This window comes from Novosphingobium sp. JCM 18896 (assembly GCF_025938095.1).
Classification (GTDB): Bacteria; Pseudomonadota; Alphaproteobacteria; order Sphingomonadales; family Sphingomonadaceae; genus Novosphingobium.
The window spans coordinates 884,098-905,338 of sequence record NZ_JAPCZF010000002.1 but is presented as its reverse complement, the minus strand read 5'-3'; the positions used below and the strand labels follow the sequence as shown (position 1 = coordinate 905,338).

Below are 21,241 nucleotides of genomic sequence, written 5' to 3'. Positions count from 1 at the left end.
TGTTCGTCAGACGATCCCGGCGCCGAGCCCGACGGGCTTGCGCTCCTGCGCCTTGCGCTCGCGCCAGCGGCTGGCGCGGTAGGTCGCGAGCACGTCGATCGCGCCGCCGGCCTCCAGCCGCGCCCGGGCCAGGATCGGCGCGACGTCGATGGTGTAGGCGCGGCGCAACGCCTGGAAGGCCATCATCGTGTCGTTGGCCTCCTGCGCCGCTTGCAGCGCCTCGCGATCGACCAGCAGCGCCTTGGCGAAGCAGCTCGCGATCGCCTCGGCCGAGGACAGCATCGATTCGATCGGATCGGTCACGTTGTGCGACTGATCGATCATGTAGCTGGGATCGAAACCGTCGCGCGGATGGAGCTCGGCCTCGACCAGTTCGTTGAACACAAGGAACAGCTGGTGCGGGTTGATCGCGCCCGAATCGAGATCGTCGTCGCCGTACTTGCTGTCGTTGAAGTGGAAGCCGCCGAGCTTGCCGAAGCGGTGGAGCCGGGCGACGATCTGCTCGATGTTCACGTTCGGCGCGTGGTGGCCAAGGTCGACCAGGCACTTGGCCTTGGGGCCGAGCTCCTGCGCGGCGAGGATCGACGAGCCCCAGTCGGAGATGACCGTCGAATAGAACGCCGGCTCGAACATCTTGTGCTCGATCAGCATCCGCCAGTCGTCGGGCAGCGCGGCATAGACCTGGCTCGCGGCGTCGAGATAGCGATCGAGGCTGCGCGCGAAATCCTGCTGGCCGGGGAAATTGGTGCCATCGCCGACCCAGACCGTGAGATCGCGCGAGCCGAGCTGCCGGCCGATCTCGATGCATTCGATGTTGTGCTCGATCGCCTGCTGGCGCGTTGCCGCGACGGTCGAGGACAAGGAGCCCGTGGCATAGGTCTGCGCCTGGCCGGGCTGGTCCTGGAAGGTGTTCGAATTGACCGCGTCGAAGCCGAGCCCGAGGCTCGCGGCTTCCGCGCGCAGGCCCTTGTAGTCGGCGACCTTGTCCCAGGGGAAATGCGGGCTGACCCGCGGGGTGACGCGGCTCAGCTGCTGGATGACCGCACAATCCTCGAGCTTCTCGTAAATGTTCGTCGGCTCACCGGGGATCGGGAACTTGGCGAAGCGCGTGCCGCCGCGACCCGCGCCCCAGCTCGGCACGGCGACCGAGAAGGCGGCGACCCTGTCCTTGATCGCGTCGATCGCCACACCGCCGCGCGCGAGCTTGCGACCGAGCGCGTCGTAGTCCTCGTCGAGCGCGGCGATCTCGCGCGCATTGGCTTCGGCGATGAGCTCGTCGGACAGCACGGTCATTGGGTGGCCTTCTTGAGGAAGCCCTGCATCGCCAGCCAGGCGGTGAACTGGTCGAGCAGCAGGGTCGTGGTCGTGCCCGGCGCGCCGAGGCCGCCGAAGCCGTGGCCGCCCTTCTGGTAGGCATGGAGCTCGACCGGGCGCTTGGCCTGCTGCCAGGCGGCGGCGATCGGGAAGGTCACGGGGCGGAACAGCGGATCGTCGAAGGCGATCGCATCGAACATCGGCGGCGCATGGGCCGGCGCCGTGTCGATCGCCTGCGGCCCGTAGACATAGCCGAAGAAGGCCGGCTGATCGGCGGCCGGCGCGGTCTGGACCAGTTCGAGCGCGGTCATCGCCCCGGCCGAGAAGCCGATCAGCCCGACGCGCGCGGGATCGAGCTTCCATTCGCCGGCGCGGCTGCGCACGAGGCGCAGCGCCGCGAGCGCATCGGCGGCGGCATCGGGATGACGCATCGCCGCGGCCGCGGCCGGATCCTTGGGCGCCGCCTGGAACCGCGCCATCATCGCGGCGAGGAAGGCCTTGCCCTCGACCGGCGTGGGTTCGAGGCGATACTTGAGCACGAAAGCGGCGATACCGCGATCGGCCAGCGCCTTGGCCACGGCAAAGCCTTCGGTCTGCATCGACAGCATCAGGAAGCCGCCGCCGGGCGCGACGATCACCGCCGCACCGGTGGCCTTGGCCGGATCGGGCAGGACGGGGGTCACGGTCGGCTGGGTGACGTTGCGGACCACCGGGTTGCCCGCCTGGAGCATGTTCCAGACCTCGCTAGACCGGCTCGCGCCCTTGGGCGCCGGCAGGGCGATGGCGGCCGGATCGGGCATCGCTTCAATCGGCGCGAGGCTCTGCGCCGCCGCTGCCACAGGGCAAGCTAGCGCTACCAATGTCGTCCAGATCGTCGCTTTTCTCATGGTTCTTCTCTCCCGGCTTTCGTCGCTAGCGGGTGAACGCCTGGGCGTTCCCCGCATCGACGTTTATCATGTTGCCGGTGGATTTCGCCGACATGTCACTGGCGAGGAAGTAGACCGCCTCGGCGATGTCCTCGGGCAACACGTCGCGCCCCAGCATCGAGCGGTTGCGGTAATGCGCCTCGAGCTCGGCGCCCGGATCGATGCCGTGCGCGCCCGCACGCTCCTGGCGCCAGTCACCGTCCCAGATCTTCGAGCCGCGGATCACCGCATCGGGATTGACCACGTTGACGCGGATCCCCTCGGGCGCGCCTTCGAGCGCGAGGCAGCGCGCGAGGTGGTTCGCCGCTGCCTTGGCCGAGGCATAGGCGCTGGCATTGGTCGCCGCGGCGACGCCGTTCTTCGAGCCGATGAACACCACCGAAGCTCCGCCCTGTATCTTCATCCGCTTGAGCAGCGGCCAGGCAGCGCGGCTGGTCAGGAAATAGCCCTCGGCGAGAACGCTGTAATTGCGGTTCCACAGGTCGACCGTGGTCGCCTCGATCGGCGCCGACGAGGCGATGCCGGCATTGGCGACGAGAATGTCGAGCCCGCCGAATTCGCGCGCGCAGGCGTCGAAGGCGGCCTGGACCTGGGCCTCGTCGGTGACATCGCAGACCACGGCGCGGACCACATCCTTGCCGAACCGCTTGGCGAAGCCCGCGCGCACTTCCTCGACCGCCGCCGCGTCGCGATCGGCGAGCATGACGCAGGCCCCCTCGGCCAGCAGCCGCGCCGCCGAGGCCGCACCGATGCCGCCGGCGCCGCCGGTGACCAGCGCGATCCGGCCGACCATGGGCTTGGGTGCGGGCATGCGCTGGAGCTTGGCTTCCTCGAGCAGCCAATATTCGATGTCGAAGGCTTCCTGCTCGTCGAGCCCGATATAGCCGGCGCCCCCGTCTTCTTTGAGCGCCTCGGCACCGCGCATCACGTTGATCGCATTGCCGTAGAACTCGCCAGCGAGCCGCGCCGTGGTCTTGTCGGCAGCGAAGGTGATCCGGCCGAGCCCCGGAACCAGCACGACCACCGGATTGGGATCGCGCATCGCCGGCGAATTGGGCCTTTTGCAGCGTTCGTAGTAGGCGGCGTAGAGCGCGCGATAGGCCTCGAGCCGCTCGGCCAGATAGGCGTCGTCGTCGAGCCGCGCGGGATCGAGCGTCAGCGGTGCGATCTTGGTGCGCAGGAAATGGTCGGGGCACGAGGTGCCCACCGCGGCCAGTCGCAGGAAGTCGCGCGAGTTCACGAATTCGAGCGTTTCGGCATCGTCGGAAAAGTGGCCGACCTTACGCCGCGCATCTGCATTTTGGCCGGTCATCAGACCGCGCAGGCGAGGCATAAGGCCGGCCGAGGCAACGGCGCGATCCAAGGCGGAGAGAGAATGGACCGCGCCGCCGAACGCCGGTTTCCCGGCGAGCTTGCCGTTGAGATAGGTCGCGGCCTGGGCGATCAGGCCGATCGTGTGCTCGTAACAGGCCTTGGCGCTGTCGCCCCAGCAGATGATCCCGTGGCCGGCGAGCATCACCCCCGCGAGCCCCGGATTGGCCGCGACATAGTCGCGCAACTGGACCCCGAGCGTGTAGCCCGGGCGCTTCCACGGCAGCCAGCCGATGCGCCCGCCCCAGATCTCGCGCGTCGCCGCCTCGCCGCCCGAGCTTGCGGCCAGCGCGATGATCGCGTCGGGATGGACGTGATCGACGTGGGCGAAGGGCAGCAGCGAATGCAGCGGCGTGTCGATCGAGGCCGCGCGGCCATTCAGGTTGAACGTGCAGTGCGGCAGGTAGCCGACCATCTTGTCGTCGTCTTCGGGGCCCGCGTAGTGCGCCTCGAGCGAGAGCAGCTTGTCCTGATAGAGCGTGGCGAAGCCATCGAGCTTCATCGAGCCGATGTCGCCGCCCGAGCCCTTGACCCACAGCACCTCGACCGCGGCGCCGGTAAGCGGGTCGATCTCGGTCAGCTTGGCCGAGGTGTTGCCGCCGCCGAAATTGGTCACGGTCAGATCCGAGCCGAGCAGGTTCGAGCGATAGAGCAGCAATTCGGCGGGAGACAGGCGCGCTGCCACAGCGTCGTCCCAGCGGCTGGCCGGCACGGCAAAGGGAATGGCGGCGGCAGTGGCTGGCGACGGCACGGTCGGGGCGTTCATGCTAGGGTGGTAGCGATTACGCCTTGTGCAATCAATCTCTTTCGATAACAAACGATCATAAACGCGCATTGGGGAGCCGAATTGAGCGAAGCCTTCGCCATCGTCGTCGACATCGGCAAGACCATGAGCAAGGTCACCTTGTGGTCGCGCGCGGGCACTTTGCTCGACCGGCAGGTGCGCCCAAATGCCGTGGTCGAGCAGGACGGCCTGCGCAGGCTCGACGTGGCGGCGATCGGCGACTGGCTGATCGCGACGCTCGCGCGCCATGCCGGCCAGCCGGTCGAGTACCTGATTCCCGTGGGCCACGGCGCCGGCGTCGTGGGACTGCGCGACGGCGCCCTGGCCTTCGCGCCGCTCGACTACGAGCAGGCGATCCCCGAGGCCGTACGCGCCGCCTATCGCCGCCAGCGCGATCCTTTCGCGATCACCGGCTCGACGGCCCTGCCCGACGGGCTCAACCTCGCCGCCCAGCTCGATTGGCTCGAGGCGCGCGATCGCGCCGCGCTCGACGGCGCGACCTTGCTGCCCTGGGCGCAGTACTGGGCCTGGTTCCTCTCGGGCCGCGCGGTCAGCGAGGTCACCAGCCTCGGCTGCCACAGCGACCTGTGGAACCCCGCCGCGCAGGCCTTCGCGCCGATGGCCGTGCGACGCGGCTGGGCCGATCGCTTCGCGCCGCTGGCCGCGGCCGGCGACGCGATCGGCACCCTGCGCCCCGAACTGGCGGCGCGCACGGGCCTGCCCGCGACGGCAAAAGTGCTCGCCGGGCTACACGATTCGAACGCCGCGCTGCTCGCCGCGCGCGGCTTTGCCGAGATCGCCGAGAACGAGGCGACCGTGCTGTCGACGGGGACCTGGTTCGTCGCCATGCGCAGCCCCGCGCGGCATGCCGCCGAACCCGTTGCGCTGGCCGACCTGCCCGAGGCGCGCGACTGCCTGGTCAATGTCGACGTCCATGGCCGCTCCGTGCCCTCGGCGCGCTTCATGGGCGGGCGCGAGATCGAGACGCTGATCGAGTTCGACACGCGCCGCATCGACATCACGCCCGATCAGCCCGCGCTGCTCGCCGCCGTGCCCGCGGTGCTCGCCGCCGGCGCGATGATGCTGCCGACGCTCGCGCCGGGCTGCGGCCCTTTCCCCGACGCCCGGCCGCGCTGGATCGCCGAGCCCGACGATCCCTTCGCACGCCGCGCCGCGGCCTCGCTCTATGCCGCGCTCGTCGCCGATGCTTCGCTCGATCTGATCGGTGCGCGCGAGCGCCTGCTGGTCGAAGGCCGCTTCGCCGAGGCCCAGGTCTTCGTCCGCGCACTGGCATCGCTGCGGCCCGAGACCGCGGTCTATACCGCCAATGCCCACAACGACGTGTCGTTCGGCGCGCTGCGGCTGGTCGATCCGCGGTTACGCCCGCAGGGGTCGCTCGCGCGGGTGGCGCCGCTGGCCGGTGACCTCGCCGCCTATAGCGCGCGCTGGCGCGCCGCGATCGCTGCATAGCCCGGCCATGGATTTCCCGGCATATCCCGGCCATAGGCTTTTGTGCGCAGCACGGCGCGGCCTGATCGTGCGACCGGGATTCGAACAATGCACGCCGAACAACGCGAACGCCTGATCCTCGAAGCGATCGAAGCCACCGGTTTCATCGCCTATCGCGATCTCGAAGCGCGGCTCGACGCATCGCCCGCGACGATCCGCCGCGACCTGACCCGGCTCGAAAAGGCCGGCACCATCGTCCGCGTCCACGGCGGCGCCAAGCCGGCCTCCGAAGCGCGCAACGGCCGCACCGGTCTGGCCGGCACGCCGTTCGAGCAGTCGATCACCCAGAACCTCGCGCAGAAGCAGGCGATCGGTCGCGCCGCCGCCGCGCTTTGCGAACCCGGCGAGGCGGTGATGATCGACGGCGGTTCAACCACCCTGCAGATGTGCCCGCACCTCGACGGGCTCGACCTCCAGGTCCTGACCAATTCGCTGCACATCATCGACGCGCTGCTGCCGCAGACGGGCACGCGGCTGCTCGTGCCCTCGGGCGTGATCTTCCGCGAGCAGAACATCATCCTCGCCCCCGCCGGCGAGGAATCGATGCCGCGCTTCCACGCACCCAAGCTGTTCATGGGCGCGGCCAGCCTAGGCCCGCAGGGGGTGATGCAGCAGGACGTCATCCTCGTCGCGGCCGAGCGGCGGCTGATCGATCGCGCCGAGACGCTGATCCTGCTGGTCGACAGTTCCAAGTTCAACAGCTCGGCCGGGGCGATCGTCTGCGCGCTCGACGAAGTCGACGTGCTGGTGACCGACAGCGGCATTCCCGCAGACATGGCGGAGATCGTCCGCAAATCGGGCGTGGAACTGATCATCGCGAGGTGATCGCGCGCAACGCGCTTGCACTCCGGCCTCGATGCGATAAAACGAACGACATCGTTCGATAAAGAATCCGCGCGCCGGTCAGACGAACCGAGCGGCGGTCGCCAGAGGATAGCCGGCTCGTGACATTCCGTCGTTCCATCATTGCCATAGTCGCATCGACGCTTTTCGCCATGCCCGCGCTCGCCGCCGGCCCCGATGGCGAGGCGGTGTTCCGCCAGCGCTGCCAGTCGTGCCACGGCACGCCGCAGCGCCCCTCGCCGCTCGGGCCGAACCTGACCGGCGTGGTCGGGCGCAAGGCCGCTTCGACGCCATTCGCCTATTCGCCCGCGCTCAAGGCCTCGGGCCTGACGTGGAACCGCGCGACGCTCGACCGCTTCCTGACCGCGCCCGCGCGCACCGTCCCAGGCACGCGCATGGTCATCAGCCTGACCGACCCGGCGCAGCGCGCGGCCGTGCTCGATTACCTCGCCACCCGGCGCTGACGGCGAGGGGGAGAGCGACATGGCACGAAAGATCCTGCGCTGGGTGCTCTGGGCCCTGCTCGCGCTGCTGGTCCTGTTCGCGATCCAGATCGCGCGCAACTGGGATACGATCCAGCGGACGATGCTGGGCGGGCTGCACGTCTACGAGACCACGCCGCCGCCGCTCCCCGCCGAGATCAAGCGCCCGGCGATCCTGGTCTTCTCGAAGACCAACGGCTTCCGCCACGAGGAGGCGATCCCCGCGGCCAATGCGCTGTTCGCCAAGATGGCGGCGGACAAGGGCTGGGGCCATTTCCAGACCGAGAACGGGGCCACCTTCGACCCGGCAATCCTGTCGCGCTTCGACGCCGTAGTGTTCAACAACGTCAGCGGCGACGTGTTCACGCCCAAGCAGCGCGCGGCGCTGAAGGCCTTCATCGAGAACGGCGGCGGCTTCGTCGGCGTCCACGGCGCCGGCGGCGATTTCTCCTACGACTGGAAATGGTACGTCGATCACCTGATCGGCGCGCAGTTCACCGGCCATCCGCTGAACCCGCAATTCCAGCGCGCGACGGTCCAGGTCGCCGACGCCACCCATCCGACGACGCAGGGCCTGCCCAAGGCCTGGCAGCGCACCGACGAATGGTACTCGTTCGACAAGGCCGTGGGCGCGCCCGACTATCACGTCCTGCTGACGCTCGACGAGCGGACCTATCCGAACAAGAAGATCATGGGCCGCGACATCGCCATGGGCGCGAACCACCCAATCGCCTGGTGGCACTGCAGCGGCAAGGGTCGCGTGCTCTATTCGGCGATGGGGCACCAGGCTTCGGCTTATGCCGAGCCCGCATACATCGCGATGCTGACCCAGGCGGTCGGCTGGGCGCTGAATGGCAGCGAATGTGGCGGCAATCCGGCGCAGAAGGCAGGTGTCAAGTGAAGCCCATTCGCTACGGCATGATCGGCGGCGGCCAGGGCGCCTTCATCGGCGGCGTCCACCGCACCGCCGCAGCGATCGCCGGCAACTGGCAGCTCGTCGCCGGGGCGCTGTCCGCGACCCCCGAAAAGGCTCTGGCCTCGGCCGCCGAGATCGGCCTGCCCGCCGAACGCAGCTACGGCTCCTGGGCCGAGATGCTCGATCGCGAGGCCGCGCTGCCCGCCGACCAGCGGATCGAGGCGGTGGCGATCGTCACCCCCAACCACATGCACGCGCCGCCCGCGATCGCCGCGATGGAAGCCGGCTTCGACGTGATCATCGACAAGCCGCTGGCCGACAGCCTCGACAACGCGCGCGCGATCGTCGAGGCCGCCGCGCGCACCGGCCGCCGCATCGCGGTGACGCACACCTATACCGGCTATCCGCTGGTCAAGCTCGCGCGCAAGCTCGTCGCCGGCGGCGAATTCGGCGCGGTGCGCCGCGTCATGGTCAAGTACGTCCAGGACTGGCTGTCGCGCCCCGAGGACCTGATCGACAACAAGCAGGCCGCCTGGCGCGTCGATCCCGCGCGGTCGGGCCAGGCCGGCGCCTTCGGCGACATCGGCACCCACGCCGCCAACCTCGTCGAATTCATCACCGGCGAACGGATCGCGCAGATCTGCGCCGAGCTGACCATGCTGCCCGGCCGCCGCATCGACGACGACGGCGCCGCGCTTTTCCGCCTCTCGGGCGGCGGCAAGGGCACGCTGACCGCGAGCCAGGTCTGCGTCGGCGACATGAACGACCTGGCGATCGACGTCTATTGCGAGGAAGCCGGGCTGCACTGGCGCCAGGAGCAGCCCAACACGCTGACGATCAAGCGCCGCGACCGGCCCGACGAGGTCCACCACGCCGGCGCCAACCGCGCCTACGTGCCCGGCGACATCCTCGCGATCCAGCGTACTCCGGGCGGCCATCCCGAGGGCTACCTCGAGGCCTTTGCCAACATCTACCGCGCCTTTGGCGAGCAAATCCGCAGTGGCCCGGTCGCCGGCGCCGATCCCGGCTATGCGACGATGGACGATGCCCTCTCGGGCATGAACTTCCTGCGCGCCGCGCTCCAGTCCAGCCGCGACGGTGCGGTCTGGACAGACCTTTAGAAGGATAAGGCCATGAAAGGTCCCGCGATCTTCCTCGCCCAGTTCGCCGGGGACGAGGCGCCGTTCAACTCGCTCGATGCGATCACCAAGTGGGCAGGCTCGCTCGGCTACAAGGGCGTGCAGATCCCCACCTGGGACGGCCGCCTGTTCGATCTCGAGAAGGCCGCCGAGAGCCAGGACTACGTCGACGAGGTCAAGGGCATCTGCGCGCAGAACGGCGTCGCGGTGACCGAACTGTCGACCCATCTCCAGGGCCAGCTCGTCGCCTCGCACCCGGCCTTCGACGTGCAGTTCGACGGCTTCGCCCCGCCGCAGTTCCACGACAACGTCGCGGCGCGCACCGACTGGGCGGTCGGCCAGCTCAAGCTCGCCGCCAGGGCCAGCCGCCGCTTCGGCTGCACCGCGCACGCAACCTTCTCGGGCGCGTTGCTGTGGCACACGGTCTATCCCTGGCCGCAGCGCCCCGCGGGCCTGGTCGAGGAAGGCTTCGCCGAACTCGGCCGTCGCTGGAAGCCGATCCTCGACACGTTCGACGAGAACGGCGTCGATGCCTGCTACGAGCTGCACCCGGGCGAGGACCTGCACGACGGCGTGACCTTCGAGCGCTTCCTCGACGTCGTGGACCAGCACCCGCGCGCGAACATTCTCTACGATCCGTCGCACATGGTGCTGCAGCAGATGGACTATCTGGCGTTCATCGACATCTACCACGAGCGGATCAAGGCGTTCCACGTCAAGGATGCCGAGTTCCGCCCGACCGGCCGCGCCGGCGTCTACGGCTCCTATTCGGGCTGGGTCGAGCGCCCGGGCCGCTTCCGCTCGCTCGGCGACGGGCAGATCGACTTCTCGGCGATCTTCTCGAAGCTGACGCAGTACGGCTACCAGGGCTGGGCCGTGCTCGAATGGGAATGCGCGCTCAAGCATCCCGAACAGGGCGCCGCCGAAGGCGCGCCGTTCATCGCCAGGCACATGATCCGCCGGGCCGAAAAGGCCTTCGACGACTTCGCGGGCACCGGCGCGGACAAGGTGCTGATCAACAGGGTGTTGGGCCTCAGCTGAAGAAAACAGAACGGGAGGGGACGACATGGATAGGACAGAGGCCGGCGACGGCTACGACCGCAGAGCGCTGTTCTGGATCTGCACCTTGCTGGTGTTCACCGCGGCGCTGTCGTTCTCGATCCGCACGGGCGCTTCGGGCGCGATCAAGGCAACGCTGCTCGATGGACCCGCGCCGCTCCACTCGGGCGAGATGATCGCCGCCGCGCTCGGCAACGCCTTCCTCGGCTTCGCGCTGAGCCTGCTGGCGATCAGCCCCTTGCTCGACATGATCGGCGCCAAGCGCGTCGTGCTGTTCTCGGCCGCCTGCTTCATTCTCGGCCCCGGGCTCATCCTTCTCTCGCCCGAAATGAGCGGGATCGACGCGATCTACCGGATGCTCAACATCGGCATGGTCGTCTGTGGGCTCGGCTGGGGCGCGATGGAGGCCTCGGTCAACCCGGTCACTGCCGCGCTCTATCCCGACGACAAGACTCACCGGCTCAACACGCTCCACGCCTGGTGGCCCGCCGGGCTGATTGCCGGCGGCCTGCTGTCGGTCGTGCTGCTGAGCCAGCTCGAACTGCCCTGGCAGGCCACGGTCGCGCTGATCCCGGTGCCGGCGATCGCCTGCGCGCTCTTCGCACTCCGCCAGCCGTTTCCCAAGACCGAGAGCAGCGCCATGGGCGTGCCGTTCACCCAGATGATCGCCGAGCCGTTCAAGCGGCCCAGCTTCTGGATCTTCCCCGCGATCATGTTCCTCACCGCCTCGGCCGAGCTCGCGCCGGGCTCCTGGGTCGACATCGCGCTGACGCAGACCGTCGGCATGCCGGGCATCCTCGTGCTGGTCTACGTCTCGGCGATCATGTTCGTCATGCGCCACTTCGCCGGCCCGCTCGAACGCCGCTTCTCCGATATCGGCCTGCTGCTGTTCTCGACGATCCCCGCGGCGCTCGGGCTCTACGGCCTCGCCGTCGCCTCCTCGCCCTTCACCGCGCTGGTCGCGGCGACGCTCTGGGCCTTCGGCGTCTGCTTCATGTGGCCGACGATGCTCGCCGCCTCGTCGCGCCGCTTCCCGCGCGGTGGTTCGTGGTCGATCGGCATCGTCGGCTTCGCCGGCGCCATGGCGATCTATTTCGTCCTGCCGCAGATCGGCGCGATCTACGATCGGGCCAAGCTCGAGAAGGCCGGCGGCGACGCCGCCTTCGCCGCGCTGACGCCGGGCCCCGAGCTCAGCCAGGTCCTCGCCTATGCCGCCGAGCAGTCGTTCCTGGCGATCGCGGTGGTGCCCTGCATTCTGTTCTTTATCTTCGGCGCGGTCTGGCTGGCCGAACGCCGCGCGCGCGCGATCACCCGCGCCGATCTCGTGGAGCCTGCCGAATGAAGATCGGAATCAACCTTCTGCTGTGGACGGGCCACGTCACGCAGGAGCACCACGACATCCTCCAGGCGCTCAAGGACACGGGCTACGACGGCGTCGAAGTGCCGGTGTTCGACGTCAGCGACGTCGGCCACTACCGCGATCTCGCCAAGGTGCTCGACGACGTGGGGCTCGAGCGCACGGTCGTCGCGATCATTCCCGACGAGGCGCACAGCCCGATCTCGCCCGACGCCGCGGCGCGACAGGGGGCGGTCGATCATCTGAGCCGCGTGATCGACTGTTCGGCCGCGCTCGGCGGCCAGATCGTCGCCGGCCCCTGGTTCCAGCCGCTCGGCGTGTTCACCGGCGCCAAGCCGAGCGAGGCCGAACTCGATCGCTGCGCCGAGGTCCACCGCCAGGTCCTGCCGGCGATGCGCGCGGCGGGGATCACCCCGGGTCTCGAACCGCTCAACCGCTTCGAAGCGCACCTGCTCAACACCTGCGACCAGGCGATCGCCTATGCCGAGCGCGTGGGGGAAGGCGGCGTGGGCATTCTCTACGACACCTTCCACGCCAATATCGAGGAGAAGGACCCGCTGGCCGCGCTGCGCAAGCTGCACGCTTCGGGCCAGCTCAGCCACGTCCACATCTCGGAGAACGACCGCGGCACGCCGGGGCGCGGCCATGCGCCGATCCGCGAGACGATCCACGCGCTCAAGGCGCTGGGCTACGATGGCTGGCTGACGATCGAGGCCTTCGGCCGCGGCGTGCCCGATCTCGCCGCGGCAACGCGCGTCTGGCGCGACTTCTTCGCGAGCGAGGAAGAGGTCTACACCGAAGGCTTCGACCTCATCCGCCGCGCCTGGCAAGAGGCCTAGGCGCGCAGTTGCGCCAGGAACGCGTAGCCCTTGCGCGCCGCCTCGATGCGCGGGATCGCGAAGGGCGGTTCCTGCTCGACGTAGAAGTGGCGCACGCCGGCATCGTGGGCCGCGGGCAGGATCTTCGCCCAGTCGAGCGTGCCCGAGCCCACTTCGGCCGGCTTCATCGACAGCGCGAAGTTGGTCGTGTTGCCCGCCGCCACGTCCTTGACGTGGAGTTGCGCGACGCGGCCGCGATGCTGACGCAGGAACGCCGCGGGATCGAGCCCGGCGGTCGCGACCCAGCCGACGTCGACCTCGAAATGAACCGCGGCGGGATCGGTTTCTTTCACGAGGATATCCCACCCCGTGGTGCCACCAATCGGCGCGAATTCCATGTTGTGGTTGTGATAGCCGAGCGCCACGCCGAGCGGCCTGAGCGCCGCGCCCTTCTCGTTGAGCATGGCGGCGGTGCGGCGCCAGTGATCGGCGCCCGCCTCCGCGAAGGTGCGGCCGATCGTCGCCTGCATCGCCTCACCCGGCTGCGGCCGGAAATTGTCGGGGAACGGCGCGATCGGCAGGGCCGCGCGCTTGGCACCGAGCGCGCCGAGCGCATCGGCGATCTCCGCCGGCGCGCTGCCGAGCGTGAGCCCGGCCCCGCCCATGCCGCGCATCACCGGGTGGATATGCAGGCTGGAGATCGCCAGGCCGGCCTTGTCGGCGGCGGCGCGCAGATCGGCGGGCTTGCGGTTGTACAGGCTCGGCAACTCGATCTCGCGGTAACCGATCGCGGCGATCTGCGCGAAAGTGGCGTCGATGTCGCGGCCGGCCTCGTCACCGAGGGTATAGACCTGCAGGCCCACCGGCAGCCCGACGCGCGCGAAGAACGTCCGCCTCTTGGCCGCGATCGCGGTTCCTTCGAGCATTGCGACGGCTCCCGTCACGGCCATGCCCGCGAGCAGCGAACGACGGCTGATTGCCTCGATCATTAGACTTCCCCTCACCCGCAGTTTTTGCGGTTTCCGCAAGGGATATCCCCCGGGAAGGACCGCGGCAACACTTAATCGAACGATTTCGTTCGTTTTCTCTTGTAGGCCCCTGCGCACGGGCTTATGCCACGGCAAAACACATGGGATGGGAAAGGCCAGACATGACGACAACCAGCATGGATCGGCGGTCGCTGCTCGAAGGCGCACTGCTGCTGCTCGGCGTGACCGCGACCGCGGGCTTCACCCCGGAAGCCTTCGCCAAGGCGGCCAGCGCACGCCCCTCGCTCGGCGCGCCCGAGTTCGCACTGCTCAGCGCCGTCGCGGATACGATCATTCCGAAGACCGAAACGCCGGGCGCGGTCGATGCGAAGGTACCCGCGAAGTTCGACGCGCTCCTGGTCAACTGGGCCGCGCCCAAGCGCCGCACCGAACTGGTCGGCGCGCTGACCGCGATCGACCGCGTCGCCCGCGACAAGGAAGGCCAGCCCTTCGCCGCGCTCTCGCCCGAGAAGCGCAAGGAACTGCTCATCGCGCACGACGCCGCGTCGCTCAAGCCAGTGCCGCGCGCCGAGAAGCTGACGGGCATGCGGGCGATGATGGCCGGACCTTCGGTGGCCGATCCCGCCTATGCCAAGCTCAAGGAGCTGATCGTCGTGCTCTACTACTATTCGGAAGAAGCGCTCACGACCGAGCTGACCTACGAGCATTCGCCCGGCGACTGGACGCCGTCCGTGAAGGTGACCCCCGAGACCCGCGCCACCGGCGGGTTGGGCATGTTCTGAACCAAGGCCACGAACGGAAGGAATGACAATGTTCGATGCAATCGTGGTCGGCTCCGGCATGAGCGGCGGCATGTCCGCCAAGGAACTCTGCGAACGCGGGCTCAAGGTCCTCGTGATCGAGCGCGGGCGCAAGCTCGTGCACGGCGAATCCTACACCGACAATCTGCAGCCCTGGGAAGTGCCCAATGCCGGCATGGTCCCCGAGGAGGACCTGGCCCGCCACTACAAGATCCAGGGCGAGAGCTTCATCACCGCGGCGACGCAGCAGTATTGGGTCAAGGACGACGAGAACCCTTACATCACCCCCGAGGGCAAGCCGTTCGACTGGATCCGCGGCTATCACCTGGGCGGCCGTTCGATCATGTGGGGCCGCCAGTCCTACCGCCTGTCGGCGCAGGATTTCGAGGCCAATGCCAAGGACGGCCACGGTTCGGACTGGCCGATCCGCTATGACGACCTCGCGCCGTGGTATTCGCATGTCGAGAAGTTCATCGGCGTCGCCGGTTCGAAGGAAGGCCTGCCGCAGCTGCCCGACGGCGATTTCCTGCCCGCCTTCGCGCTCAACGACGGCGAGCTGCAGTTCAAGGCCGCGATCGAGAAGGCCTTCCCAGGCCGCAAGGTCATTCCCGGCCGCACCGCCAACCTGTCGCAGGCGCAGCCGCACCACGAGGAACTGGGCCGCATGACCTGCCAGGCGCGCTCGCTCTGCGATCGCGGCTGCACCTATGGCGCCTATCATTCGAGCCTGTCGTCGACCTTGCCGGCGGCCGATCGCACCGGCAACCTGACGATCGTCACCGATGCGATCGTCCATTCGCTGGTCCACGATCCCAAGACCGGCAAGGTCAGCGGCGTGCGCGTGATCGACAGCAACACCAAGGCGCGCAAGACCTACGAGGCCAAGATCGTCTTCCTCAACGCCTCGACGATCGGCACCGCGCAGATCCTGCTCAATTCGAAATCCGAGGCCATGCCGCGCGGGCTGGCCAACTCGTCGGACATGGTCGGCCGCAACCTGATGGACCACCTTTTCGCACTGTCGGTGGCGGGGCTGCTGCCCAATGGCCCCAAGGACAGCTTCTACCACGGCCGCCGGCCGACCGGGCTCTATATCCCGCGCTTCCGCAACGTCACCGAGCCCGGCGAAGGCTTCCTCCGCGGCTTCGGTTACCAGGGCGGGGTCTCGCGCATGTCCTGGCGCGCGGGCATCGGCCAGCCGGGCATCGGCGCCGAGCTCAAGGCGCGCACGCGCAAGCTCGGGCCCTGGTTCACCTATATCTCGGGCTTCGGCGAAATGCTGCCCAACCCCGAGAACCGCGTGACGCTGAGCACGACCCAGGTCGACAAGTGGGGCATTCCGCTGGTCGAGGTGAACTGCGTGCACGGCCCGAACGAGCAGAAGATGGCCAAGCAGATCCTCGACGACGGCAAGGCGATGATCCAGGCGGCCGGCGGCTTCGTCGTCAGCACAGCGACCGAGCCCGGCACCCCGGGCCTCGGCATCCACGAGATGGGCACCGCCTGCATGGGCAAGGACCCCAAGACCTCGGTGCTCAACAAGTTCAACCAGGCGCACGATGTGAAGAACCTGTTCATCACCGACGGCGCGGCGATGGCATCGAGCGGTTGCCAGAACCCCTCGCTCACGTACATGGCGCTGAGCGCGCGGGCCGCCCACCATGCCGTGGAGTTCCTGCGCGAGGGTACGATCTAGGAGCAAGCGATGGCGCAGCCGGCCGAACAGACGACCGGGGCCGCGGGCAAGACCAAGCCGGCCCGCCGCGGCCGGCCGACCGCCGCGCGCGTGGCGGAGATCGACGCCGAAATCCGCGCGGCCGCGCTCGACCTGTTCGTCGAACTGGGCTTCGAGGCGGCGAGCATGGACGCCATCGCCGCGGCGGCGAAGGTATCCAAGGGCACGCTCTATGCACGCTACGAGAGCAAGGAGCCGCTGTTTCGCGCGATCCTCGAGCAGCAGCTCGAGGAATTGAGCGATCGCTCGACCGCCGAGGATCGGCCCGTGCCCGCCAATCTCGAAGCGCGTCTGCGCCAATATGCCCGGGCGATCGCGAAGGTTCAGCGCTGGCCCGAATTCCGCCGGATCGCCACCTTGCTGACCGAATCCGGCCGCGCCTTCCCCGATCTCGCGCGCGAGTGGGACGAGATCATCACCCGCCGCTCGGTCGAATCGTTGCAACGCGACATGGCCGCCTATGGCGATCCGCATATCGACTGGGGCTTCTTCGCCCAGCTGTTTCACTCGGCTATATCGGGCTGGCACCGCGCCGAGAGCGGGCAGCGCCAGGTCGAGGACGAAGAGATCGTCGCTTTCGCCGACAAGGTGATCGACGTGATCCTCGCCTCGATCGGATCGGTCCCCGAGGCAGCGCCGCTGCGGCCGTGAGGAACCTCAGCGCGGGCTGATCAGCCCCGCCAGCAGCCGCAAGGTCTCGATCGCCGGCGCCGGCTTGGCGCTGTGCGGGACATCGGCATAGCGTTCGGGCAGCACCGCGGCGTCGTGACCCGAGGTCAGCACGAACGGCACGCCGAGCTCGACCAGCCGGTCGGCGACCGGATAGACCAGCTTCTTCTGCAGCTCGACGTCGAGGATGGCGGCATCGACCGCGCTCGTACCGATCACGTCGAGCGCGCCTTCGAGCGAGGCGACGGGGCCGATCACGCGCGCGCCCAGTTCCTCGATCTCGTCGACCAGCGCCATGGCCAACAGCGGTTCGTCCTCGACCACGAGGATCCGCAAGCCCTGCAATACGCTGACGTTGGTATAGGTCATTTCATTCCCGCGCCCGTTTTGCGTCGACTTAGAGGCCGTGTGCACAAGTCACATTAACCTGTGTTGCCTCGCCACAGAAAAAGCCACGAGATCGGTGCCTATCGCCCCGGCGGCTAGAGCCGTTCGCGGAAATCGAAGCGATGCGGCGGATCGAGTTCGGTGCGTCCGAGCAGGGTGAACACATATTCCCGATCGGCCTCGCCCAGCCGCGCCAGCCAATATTCGGCGAGCTTGACCGCGCCCTGCCATTCCTCGACCGAGACGAAGCGTTCGGACGAGGTGGCATCGGCGAGCTGCGGAACCGGCCCGCGGCGCAGGTGCGACCGGTCGAGCCGGCGCGCATGCCGACGCCCGTGGCGATCGATCTCGAGGCGGCCGCCGAGCCGCTCGAACAAGGTCGCCACGAACAGCGCCAGATCGCGATGATCGGCCAGCCCTCCGTCCCTGCTTTTCGACGATCTATCCTGATTCATGACCCGCGACCCCTCGCATGTGGAAACCCACTCATCCCATCACGAATCCGTAACAAAATGCCTGTGCCGTCAATGCGCAGCGCCACGGCTCACCGCATTTCCGCTGTGCCGTTCGGCAGAACTTGAGGACATGACCCCGGACCTGCGACGAACCGAAGCCGATGCTTTCCAATTCCCCGGCTATCGCTTAACCTTGCGGCATGACGCAGGGCACTCTGGACTGGACGGTCGAAACGCGCGAGGGCCTGCGCCTGATCGCTCCGATCGGCCGCGTCGACGAGACCACCGCCACCGAATTCGCCGAGCGTCTGGCCGAAGAGATCGCCAAGGCCGCGAGCGATGGGCACAAGCGTCTGGCGATCGATCTCGCCGAAATCGAATACATGTCCTCGCGGGGTCTCCGCGGCCTGACCCTGGCGCAGCGCCAGTCGGCCGACAGCGGCATCACCATCGTCCTCGCGCGGCCCAACCAGATCATGCGCGAGATCCTCGCGATCAGTCGCTACGACAAGGTTTTCCAGGTCTTCGACGACATCGATGGCATCTGAACCGCAAGAGGGGCACTCGCAGGCGGACAAATGCAGTCAGGAGGGGGGATGAAGGTCCGGTTCTGGGGTACGCGAGGTTCGCTGCCGGTGGCGCAGAAGGCCGCGGCCATCCGCGACAAGATCGCGACCGCGCTCGTCGCCGCCGACGGACGCCGCTTCGCCGACCTCGACGAGGCGCGCACCTTCGCCGACGACGAGCTCGAATTCGCGGTCGGCGGCACCTATGGCGGCGCCACCAGCTGCGTCGAGATCGAGGCCGGTGACGAATTCATCCTCTGCGACCTCGGCAGCGGCGCGCGCGAGTTCGGGCTCGACGCCATGGCCCGCTGCGCCCGCGGCCACGCGCGCGTCTACCACCTGTTCATGTCCCACTTCCATTGGGACCACATCATGGGCTTCCCCTTCTTCGTGCCGGTGTTCGATCCCGAAACGAAGATCGTCATCCATTCGGGCCATGCCGATGCCGAGCTCGCGCTGCGCCGCCAGCAGGAGGAAATCTCCTTCCCCGTCGCCTTCGACTGGCTGCGTGCGCAGATCAGCTTCGTCACGCTCGAGACGGGCAAGCCCTATGCGATCGGCGCAGTGACGGTGGAGCTCATCGAGCAGAACCACTCGCACAAGAGCTACGGCTACCGCTTCACCGACGCCGCCGGGAAGTCGGTGGTCTACAGCACCGACAGCGAGCACAAGGTCGATCGCATGGACCAGGAAGCGGCCTTCGTCGCCTTCTTCGGCGATTGCGATCTCGTCATCTGCGACACGATGTATTCGCTGGCCGATTCCGCCTCGATGAAGGAGGACTGGGGCCATTCGAGCAATGTCGTCGCGATCGACCTGTGCCACCAGGCGCAGGCCAAGCGGCTAGCGCTGTTCCATCACGAACCGACCTACAGCGACGCCGACATCCAGCGCATGCACCAGGAAAGCATCCGCTACGAGGAGCTGACCCGCGAGGCGGCGCCGCTCGCGGTGATCTGTGCCTATGACGGCCTCACCGTCGAGGTCTGATCCCCCGCTTCCGCGCCGCCCGCTGCGCCGACTGGTCTGGCTGGTGGCGGGGGCCGGCGCCCTGATCGGCGCGCTGCTGAGCCTGTGGATCGCGCCGCCCGTGCGCCGCGCGCTGTTCGACGAGTGGCAGGTGCTTGCGCCGCGGAAGATCGACGCAAACAAGGTCGCAGTCGTGCTGATCGACCGCGAGAGCCTGGCTGCAGTCGGCCCCTGGCCCTGGCCGCGCTATTATCTCGCGCGACTGACCGAGACGATCGCGGCGCAGCAGCCCAAGGCGATCGGCTTCGACATGATCTTCGCCGAGGCCGACCGGCTCAACCCCGATCGTTTCGTCGCGCTCTATCCCGAGATCGACCCGCAGGCCGCCGCGGCGATCGACGCGCTCCCCTCGATGGACGCGAGCTTCGCGCAAGTGCTCGGCACGGCGCCGGCCGTGCTCGGCCGGCTGGGCATCGACGGCGACGGCAGCGATCCCAAGGCGGTCTTCGTCGATCCCGAGGTCCAGGGTCGCCCGCCGCCGGCCACGCCGCGCCATAGCCACGTCCTCACCTCGATCACCGAGCTCGACGACGTCTCACTCGGCCATGCCATGCTCAACGGCCCGCCCGACGACGACGGCGTCGTCCGCCGCGTGCCTTTCACCGTGCTCGCCGGCGCGCGGCCAATGCCGGGCATGGCCGCTGAGCTCGCGCGGATCGCGCAGGACGTCCCGCAACTCGCCTGGCACGGCGACACGGCGCTGATCGGCAAGCGGCGCATTCCCGTCGACCAGGCCGGCCAGGTCCAGCTCCGCTTCGGCCACTTTCCCGACAGCGCGCGCCATTCGGCAGCGCGGGTACTCGCCAAGGCCGTGCCCGCCGACGCCTTTCGCGGCAAGATCGTCCTGATCGGCCTCGGCGCCGAAGGCATCGCCGATCTCGTCGCGACGCCGCTCGAGACCGAGGGCTACGGCGTCTTCGTCCAAGCCCAGGCGGTCGAGGCGCTGCTCAGCGGCGGCTGGCTGGCTCGCCCCGCCTGGCTCGCCGGGACCGAGTGGGCGCTAGGCTTGGCACTGGCCCTGCTGATCGGCCTCGCGGGAAGTCTCCGGCGACGCTGGCCGTGGCTGGTCGCAGGCGCAGTCGGGGTCCTGCTACCGCTGCAGTCCTGGCTGCTGTTCGACTACGGCGGGCTGCTGTTCGATCCGCTGCGACCCGCGATGATCGGCATTTCCGCAGCGCTCGCACTCGGCACCCTCGTCGCGCTGCGCAACCGCGCCGAACGCCGCCAGCTCGCGCAGGAACTCATCGAGCAGCGCGTCACCTCGGCCGTGCAGGAGGGCGAGTTGCAGGCCGCGCGGTCGATCCAGCTCGGCATGGTGCCGACGCGCGACCGGCTGGCCGGGCTCGATCCGCGCATGGACGCGGCGGCGGTGCTCGAACCCGCCCATTCGGTCGGCGGCGACTTCTACGACGCGATCCGCATCGATGCCGACCACCTGCTGTTCTTCGTCGGCGACGTCACGGGCAAGGGCGTTCCCGCCGCGCTCTACATGGCGCTGTCGAAGAGCCTGGCGAAGAGCGTGCTGGTGCGCGAGCGCGGCAGCCTCGCCCATGCGGTCAACACGCTGAACCTCGAACTGATGCGCGACGCCGACCCAGCGATGGGCGTGACCATGCTCGTGGTCCTGGCCAATTGCGCGACGGGCGAGCTGACCATGGTCAATGCCGGGCACGAGAACCCGATCCTGCTCAAGCCCGGCCGCCCGCCGCGCTCGATCCCGATGCAGGGCGGGCCGCCGTTCTGCGTCGTGCCCTTCTCCTATCCCGAGGAGGCCCTGTTCCTCGCCCCTGGCGATGCGCTGGTCCTGCTGACCGATGGCGTGACCGAGGGGCAGGATGCCGAGGGCGCGCTGTTCGGCCTCGACGGCGTGATGAAGAACCTGGGTGCGCGTGACGGCAACGCGCCCGAGGCCATGGTGCAGAGCCTGGTCGCGGCGGTGCGCGGCTTCGAGCACCCGACCGAGCCGAGCGACGACCTGACGATCCTGGCGCTGCATTACCGCGGGGCTTAGCGCTCAACAGGGCGATCGAACCCGCATCCACCTCTTTTCCGTCGCCCCTGCCTTCGCAGGGGCGACGGGCTGGCATGCGGAA

Annotated in this window: 20 protein-coding genes; 14 read left to right on the top strand and 6 right to left on the bottom strand. The window is 68.5% G+C overall.

Annotated elements, in window-relative coordinates; translation table 11 throughout:
• Window positions 1-6 precede the first annotated feature (6 nt).
• Genes rhaI through OLX23_RS10275 form a run of 3 tightly spaced genes read right to left on the bottom strand, consistent with a single transcriptional unit; the run spans window position 7 to window position 4,377 of the window.
• A complete protein-coding gene (gene rhaI, locus OLX23_RS10285) occupies window positions 7-1,293 on the bottom strand; it encodes an L-rhamnose catabolism isomerase (RefSeq protein ID WP_264444873.1) in 1,287 nt (428 codons plus the stop codon).
• Window positions 1,290-2,201 (bottom strand): alpha/beta hydrolase, encoded by a 912-nt coding sequence (locus OLX23_RS10280; RefSeq protein ID WP_264444872.1) that lies wholly within the window; start codon window positions 2,199-2,201, stop codon window positions 1,290-1,292. Before OLX23_RS10280 ends, rhaI begins: the two co-directional genes overlap by 4 nt.
• A gap of 25 nt (window positions 2,202-2,226) precedes the next feature.
• A complete protein-coding gene (locus OLX23_RS10275) occupies window positions 2,227-4,377 on the bottom strand; it encodes a bifunctional rhamnulose-1-phosphate aldolase/short-chain dehydrogenase (RefSeq protein ID WP_264444871.1) in 2,151 nt (716 codons plus the stop codon).
• An 81-nt stretch (window positions 4,378-4,458) separates the two neighbouring features.
• Between OLX23_RS10275 and OLX23_RS10270 the strand changes: the two genes are divergently transcribed.
• The 8 genes from OLX23_RS10270 (at window position 4,459) to OLX23_RS10235 (ending at window position 12,539) form a co-directional block, all read left to right on the top strand.
• Window positions 4,459-5,865, top strand: coding sequence for an FGGY-family carbohydrate kinase (locus OLX23_RS10270; protein ID WP_264444870.1), 1,407 nt, complete (start codon window positions 4,459-4,461; stop codon window positions 5,863-5,865).
• An 87-nt stretch (window positions 5,866-5,952) separates the two neighbouring features.
• A complete protein-coding gene (locus OLX23_RS10265) occupies window positions 5,953-6,729 on the top strand; it encodes a DeoR/GlpR family DNA-binding transcription regulator (protein WP_264444869.1) in 777 nt (258 codons plus the stop codon).
• A 119-nt stretch (window positions 6,730-6,848) separates the two neighbouring features.
• A complete protein-coding gene (locus tag OLX23_RS10260; RefSeq protein ID WP_264444868.1) occupies window positions 6,849-7,211 on the top strand; it encodes a c-type cytochrome in 363 nt (120 codons plus the stop codon).
• A gap of 19 nt (window positions 7,212-7,230) precedes the next feature.
• On the top strand, window positions 7,231-8,130 hold the full coding sequence (locus tag OLX23_RS10255; protein WP_264444867.1) for a ThuA domain-containing protein: 900 nt from the start codon (window positions 7,231-7,233) through the stop codon (window positions 8,128-8,130).
• On the top strand, window positions 8,127-9,266 hold the full coding sequence (locus OLX23_RS10250) for a Gfo/Idh/MocA family protein (protein WP_264444866.1): 1,140 nt from the start codon (window positions 8,127-8,129) through the stop codon (window positions 9,264-9,266). Before OLX23_RS10255 ends, OLX23_RS10250 begins: the two co-directional genes overlap by 4 nt.
• A gap of 12 nt (window positions 9,267-9,278) precedes the next feature.
• Window positions 9,279-10,325: a sugar phosphate isomerase/epimerase family protein gene (locus OLX23_RS10245; protein ID WP_264444865.1), complete on the top strand. Its 1,047-nt coding sequence runs from the start codon at window positions 9,279-9,281 to the stop codon at window positions 10,323-10,325.
• A 25-nt stretch (window positions 10,326-10,350) separates the two neighbouring features.
• Window positions 10,351-11,685, top strand: a complete 1,335-nt coding sequence (locus OLX23_RS10240) for an MFS transporter (RefSeq protein WP_264444864.1) — start codon at window positions 10,351-10,353, stop codon at window positions 11,683-11,685.
• On the top strand, window positions 11,682-12,539 hold the full coding sequence (locus tag OLX23_RS10235; protein WP_264444863.1) for a sugar phosphate isomerase/epimerase family protein: 858 nt from the start codon (window positions 11,682-11,684) through the stop codon (window positions 12,537-12,539). Before OLX23_RS10240 ends, OLX23_RS10235 begins: the two co-directional genes overlap by 4 nt.
• Here the strand turns inward: OLX23_RS10235 and OLX23_RS10230 are convergent.
• Window positions 12,536-13,507, bottom strand: coding sequence for a sugar phosphate isomerase/epimerase family protein (locus tag OLX23_RS10230; protein ID WP_264444862.1), 972 nt, complete (start codon window positions 13,505-13,507; stop codon window positions 12,536-12,538). The two genes, OLX23_RS10235 and OLX23_RS10230, sit on opposite strands and share 4 nt — an antisense overlap.
• A 161-nt stretch (window positions 13,508-13,668) precedes the next feature.
• Here OLX23_RS10230 and OLX23_RS10225 point away from each other — a divergent pair, with 161 nt between their 5' ends.
• The 3 genes from OLX23_RS10225 to OLX23_RS10215 are packed head-to-tail and all read left to right on the top strand — an operon-like array spanning window position 13,669 to window position 16,693.
• Window positions 13,669-14,289, top strand: coding sequence for a gluconate 2-dehydrogenase subunit 3 family protein (locus OLX23_RS10225; protein ID WP_264444861.1), 621 nt, complete (start codon window positions 13,669-13,671; stop codon window positions 14,287-14,289).
• Window positions 14,290-14,317: 28 nt separating this feature from the next.
• Window positions 14,318-16,003, top strand: a complete 1,686-nt coding sequence (locus tag OLX23_RS10220; protein WP_319641308.1) for a GMC family oxidoreductase — start codon at window positions 14,318-14,320, stop codon at window positions 16,001-16,003.
• 9 nt (window positions 16,004-16,012) lie between these two features.
• Window positions 16,013-16,693 carry a TetR/AcrR family transcriptional regulator gene (locus OLX23_RS10215; RefSeq protein WP_264444859.1) on the top strand — a complete coding sequence of 227 codons (681 nt, stop codon included), beginning with the start codon at window positions 16,013-16,015 and terminating at the stop codon, window positions 16,691-16,693.
• Between the two features lie 6 nt (window positions 16,694-16,699).
• On the opposite strand, the gene OLX23_RS10210 is transcribed toward OLX23_RS10215, so the two are convergent.
• Complete coding sequence (locus OLX23_RS10210; protein WP_264444858.1) at window positions 16,700-17,080, bottom strand: response regulator; 381 nt, start codon at window positions 17,078-17,080, stop codon at window positions 16,700-16,702.
• A 113-nt stretch (window positions 17,081-17,193) separates the two neighbouring features.
• Window positions 17,194-17,553: a hypothetical protein gene (locus OLX23_RS10205; protein ID WP_264444857.1), complete on the bottom strand. Its 360-nt coding sequence runs from the start codon at window positions 17,551-17,553 to the stop codon at window positions 17,194-17,196.
• Window positions 17,554-17,753: 200 nt separating this feature from the next.
• Here OLX23_RS10205 and OLX23_RS10200 point away from each other — a divergent pair, with 200 nt between their 5' ends.
• Genes OLX23_RS10200 through OLX23_RS10190 form a run of 3 tightly spaced genes read left to right on the top strand, consistent with a single transcriptional unit; the run spans window position 17,754 to window position 21,159 of the window.
• On the top strand, window positions 17,754-18,101 hold the full coding sequence (locus OLX23_RS10200) for an STAS domain-containing protein (protein ID WP_264444856.1): 348 nt from the start codon (window positions 17,754-17,756) through the stop codon (window positions 18,099-18,101).
• A 48-nt stretch (window positions 18,102-18,149) separates the two neighbouring features.
• Window positions 18,150-19,109 (top strand): MBL fold metallo-hydrolase, encoded by a 960-nt coding sequence (locus OLX23_RS10195; protein ID WP_264444855.1) that lies wholly within the window; start codon window positions 18,150-18,152, stop codon window positions 19,107-19,109.
• The gene (locus OLX23_RS10190; RefSeq protein WP_264444854.1) at window positions 19,084-21,159 is read left to right on the top strand and encodes a CHASE2 domain-containing protein; all 2,076 of its coding nucleotides are present in this window, start codon (window positions 19,084-19,086) and stop codon (window positions 21,157-21,159) included. The genes OLX23_RS10195 and OLX23_RS10190 overlap by 26 nt, the downstream gene beginning before the upstream one ends.
• The last annotated feature ends 82 nt before the right edge of the window (window positions 21,160-21,241 follow it).

Coding starts and splice junctions, on each gene's coding strand:
- OLX23_RS10280 (WP_264444872.1), bottom strand. CDS start 2,201: ATGAGAAAAGCGACGATCTGGACGACATTGGTAGCGCTAGCTTGCCCT.
- OLX23_RS10240 (WP_264444864.1), top strand. CDS start 10,351: ATGGATAGGACAGAGGCCGGCGACGGCTACGACCGCAGAGCGCTGTTC.
- rhaI (WP_264444873.1), bottom strand. CDS start 1,293: ATGACCGTGCTGTCCGACGAGCTCATCGCCGAAGCCAATGCGCGCGAG.
- OLX23_RS10230 (WP_264444862.1), bottom strand. CDS start 13,507: ATGATCGAGGCAATCAGCCGTCGTTCGCTGCTCGCGGGCATGGCCGTG.
- OLX23_RS10190 (WP_264444854.1), top strand. CDS start 19,084: ATGACGGCCTCACCGTCGAGGTCTGATCCCCCGCTTCCGCGCCGCCCG.
- OLX23_RS10205 (WP_264444857.1), bottom strand. CDS start 17,553: ATGAATCAGGATAGATCGTCGAAAAGCAGGGACGGAGGGCTGGCCGAT.
- OLX23_RS10245 (WP_264444865.1), top strand. CDS start 9,279: ATGAAAGGTCCCGCGATCTTCCTCGCCCAGTTCGCCGGGGACGAGGCG.
- OLX23_RS10200 (WP_264444856.1), top strand. CDS start 17,754: ATGACGCAGGGCACTCTGGACTGGACGGTCGAAACGCGCGAGGGCCTG.
- OLX23_RS10255 (WP_264444867.1), top strand. CDS start 7,231: ATGGCACGAAAGATCCTGCGCTGGGTGCTCTGGGCCCTGCTCGCGCTG.
- OLX23_RS10235 (WP_264444863.1), top strand. CDS start 11,682: ATGAAGATCGGAATCAACCTTCTGCTGTGGACGGGCCACGTCACGCAG.
- OLX23_RS10225 (WP_264444861.1), top strand. CDS start 13,669: ATGACGACAACCAGCATGGATCGGCGGTCGCTGCTCGAAGGCGCACTG.
- OLX23_RS10215 (WP_264444859.1), top strand. CDS start 16,013: ATGGCGCAGCCGGCCGAACAGACGACCGGGGCCGCGGGCAAGACCAAG.
- OLX23_RS10265 (WP_264444869.1), top strand. CDS start 5,953: ATGCACGCCGAACAACGCGAACGCCTGATCCTCGAAGCGATCGAAGCC.
- OLX23_RS10210 (WP_264444858.1), bottom strand. CDS start 17,080: ATGACCTATACCAACGTCAGCGTATTGCAGGGCTTGCGGATCCTCGTG.
- OLX23_RS10220 (WP_319641308.1), top strand. CDS start 14,318: ATGTTCGATGCAATCGTGGTCGGCTCCGGCATGAGCGGCGGCATGTCC.
- OLX23_RS10275 (WP_264444871.1), bottom strand. CDS start 4,377: ATGAACGCCCCGACCGTGCCGTCGCCAGCCACTGCCGCCGCCATTCCC.
- OLX23_RS10195 (WP_264444855.1), top strand. CDS start 18,150: ATGAAGGTCCGGTTCTGGGGTACGCGAGGTTCGCTGCCGGTGGCGCAG.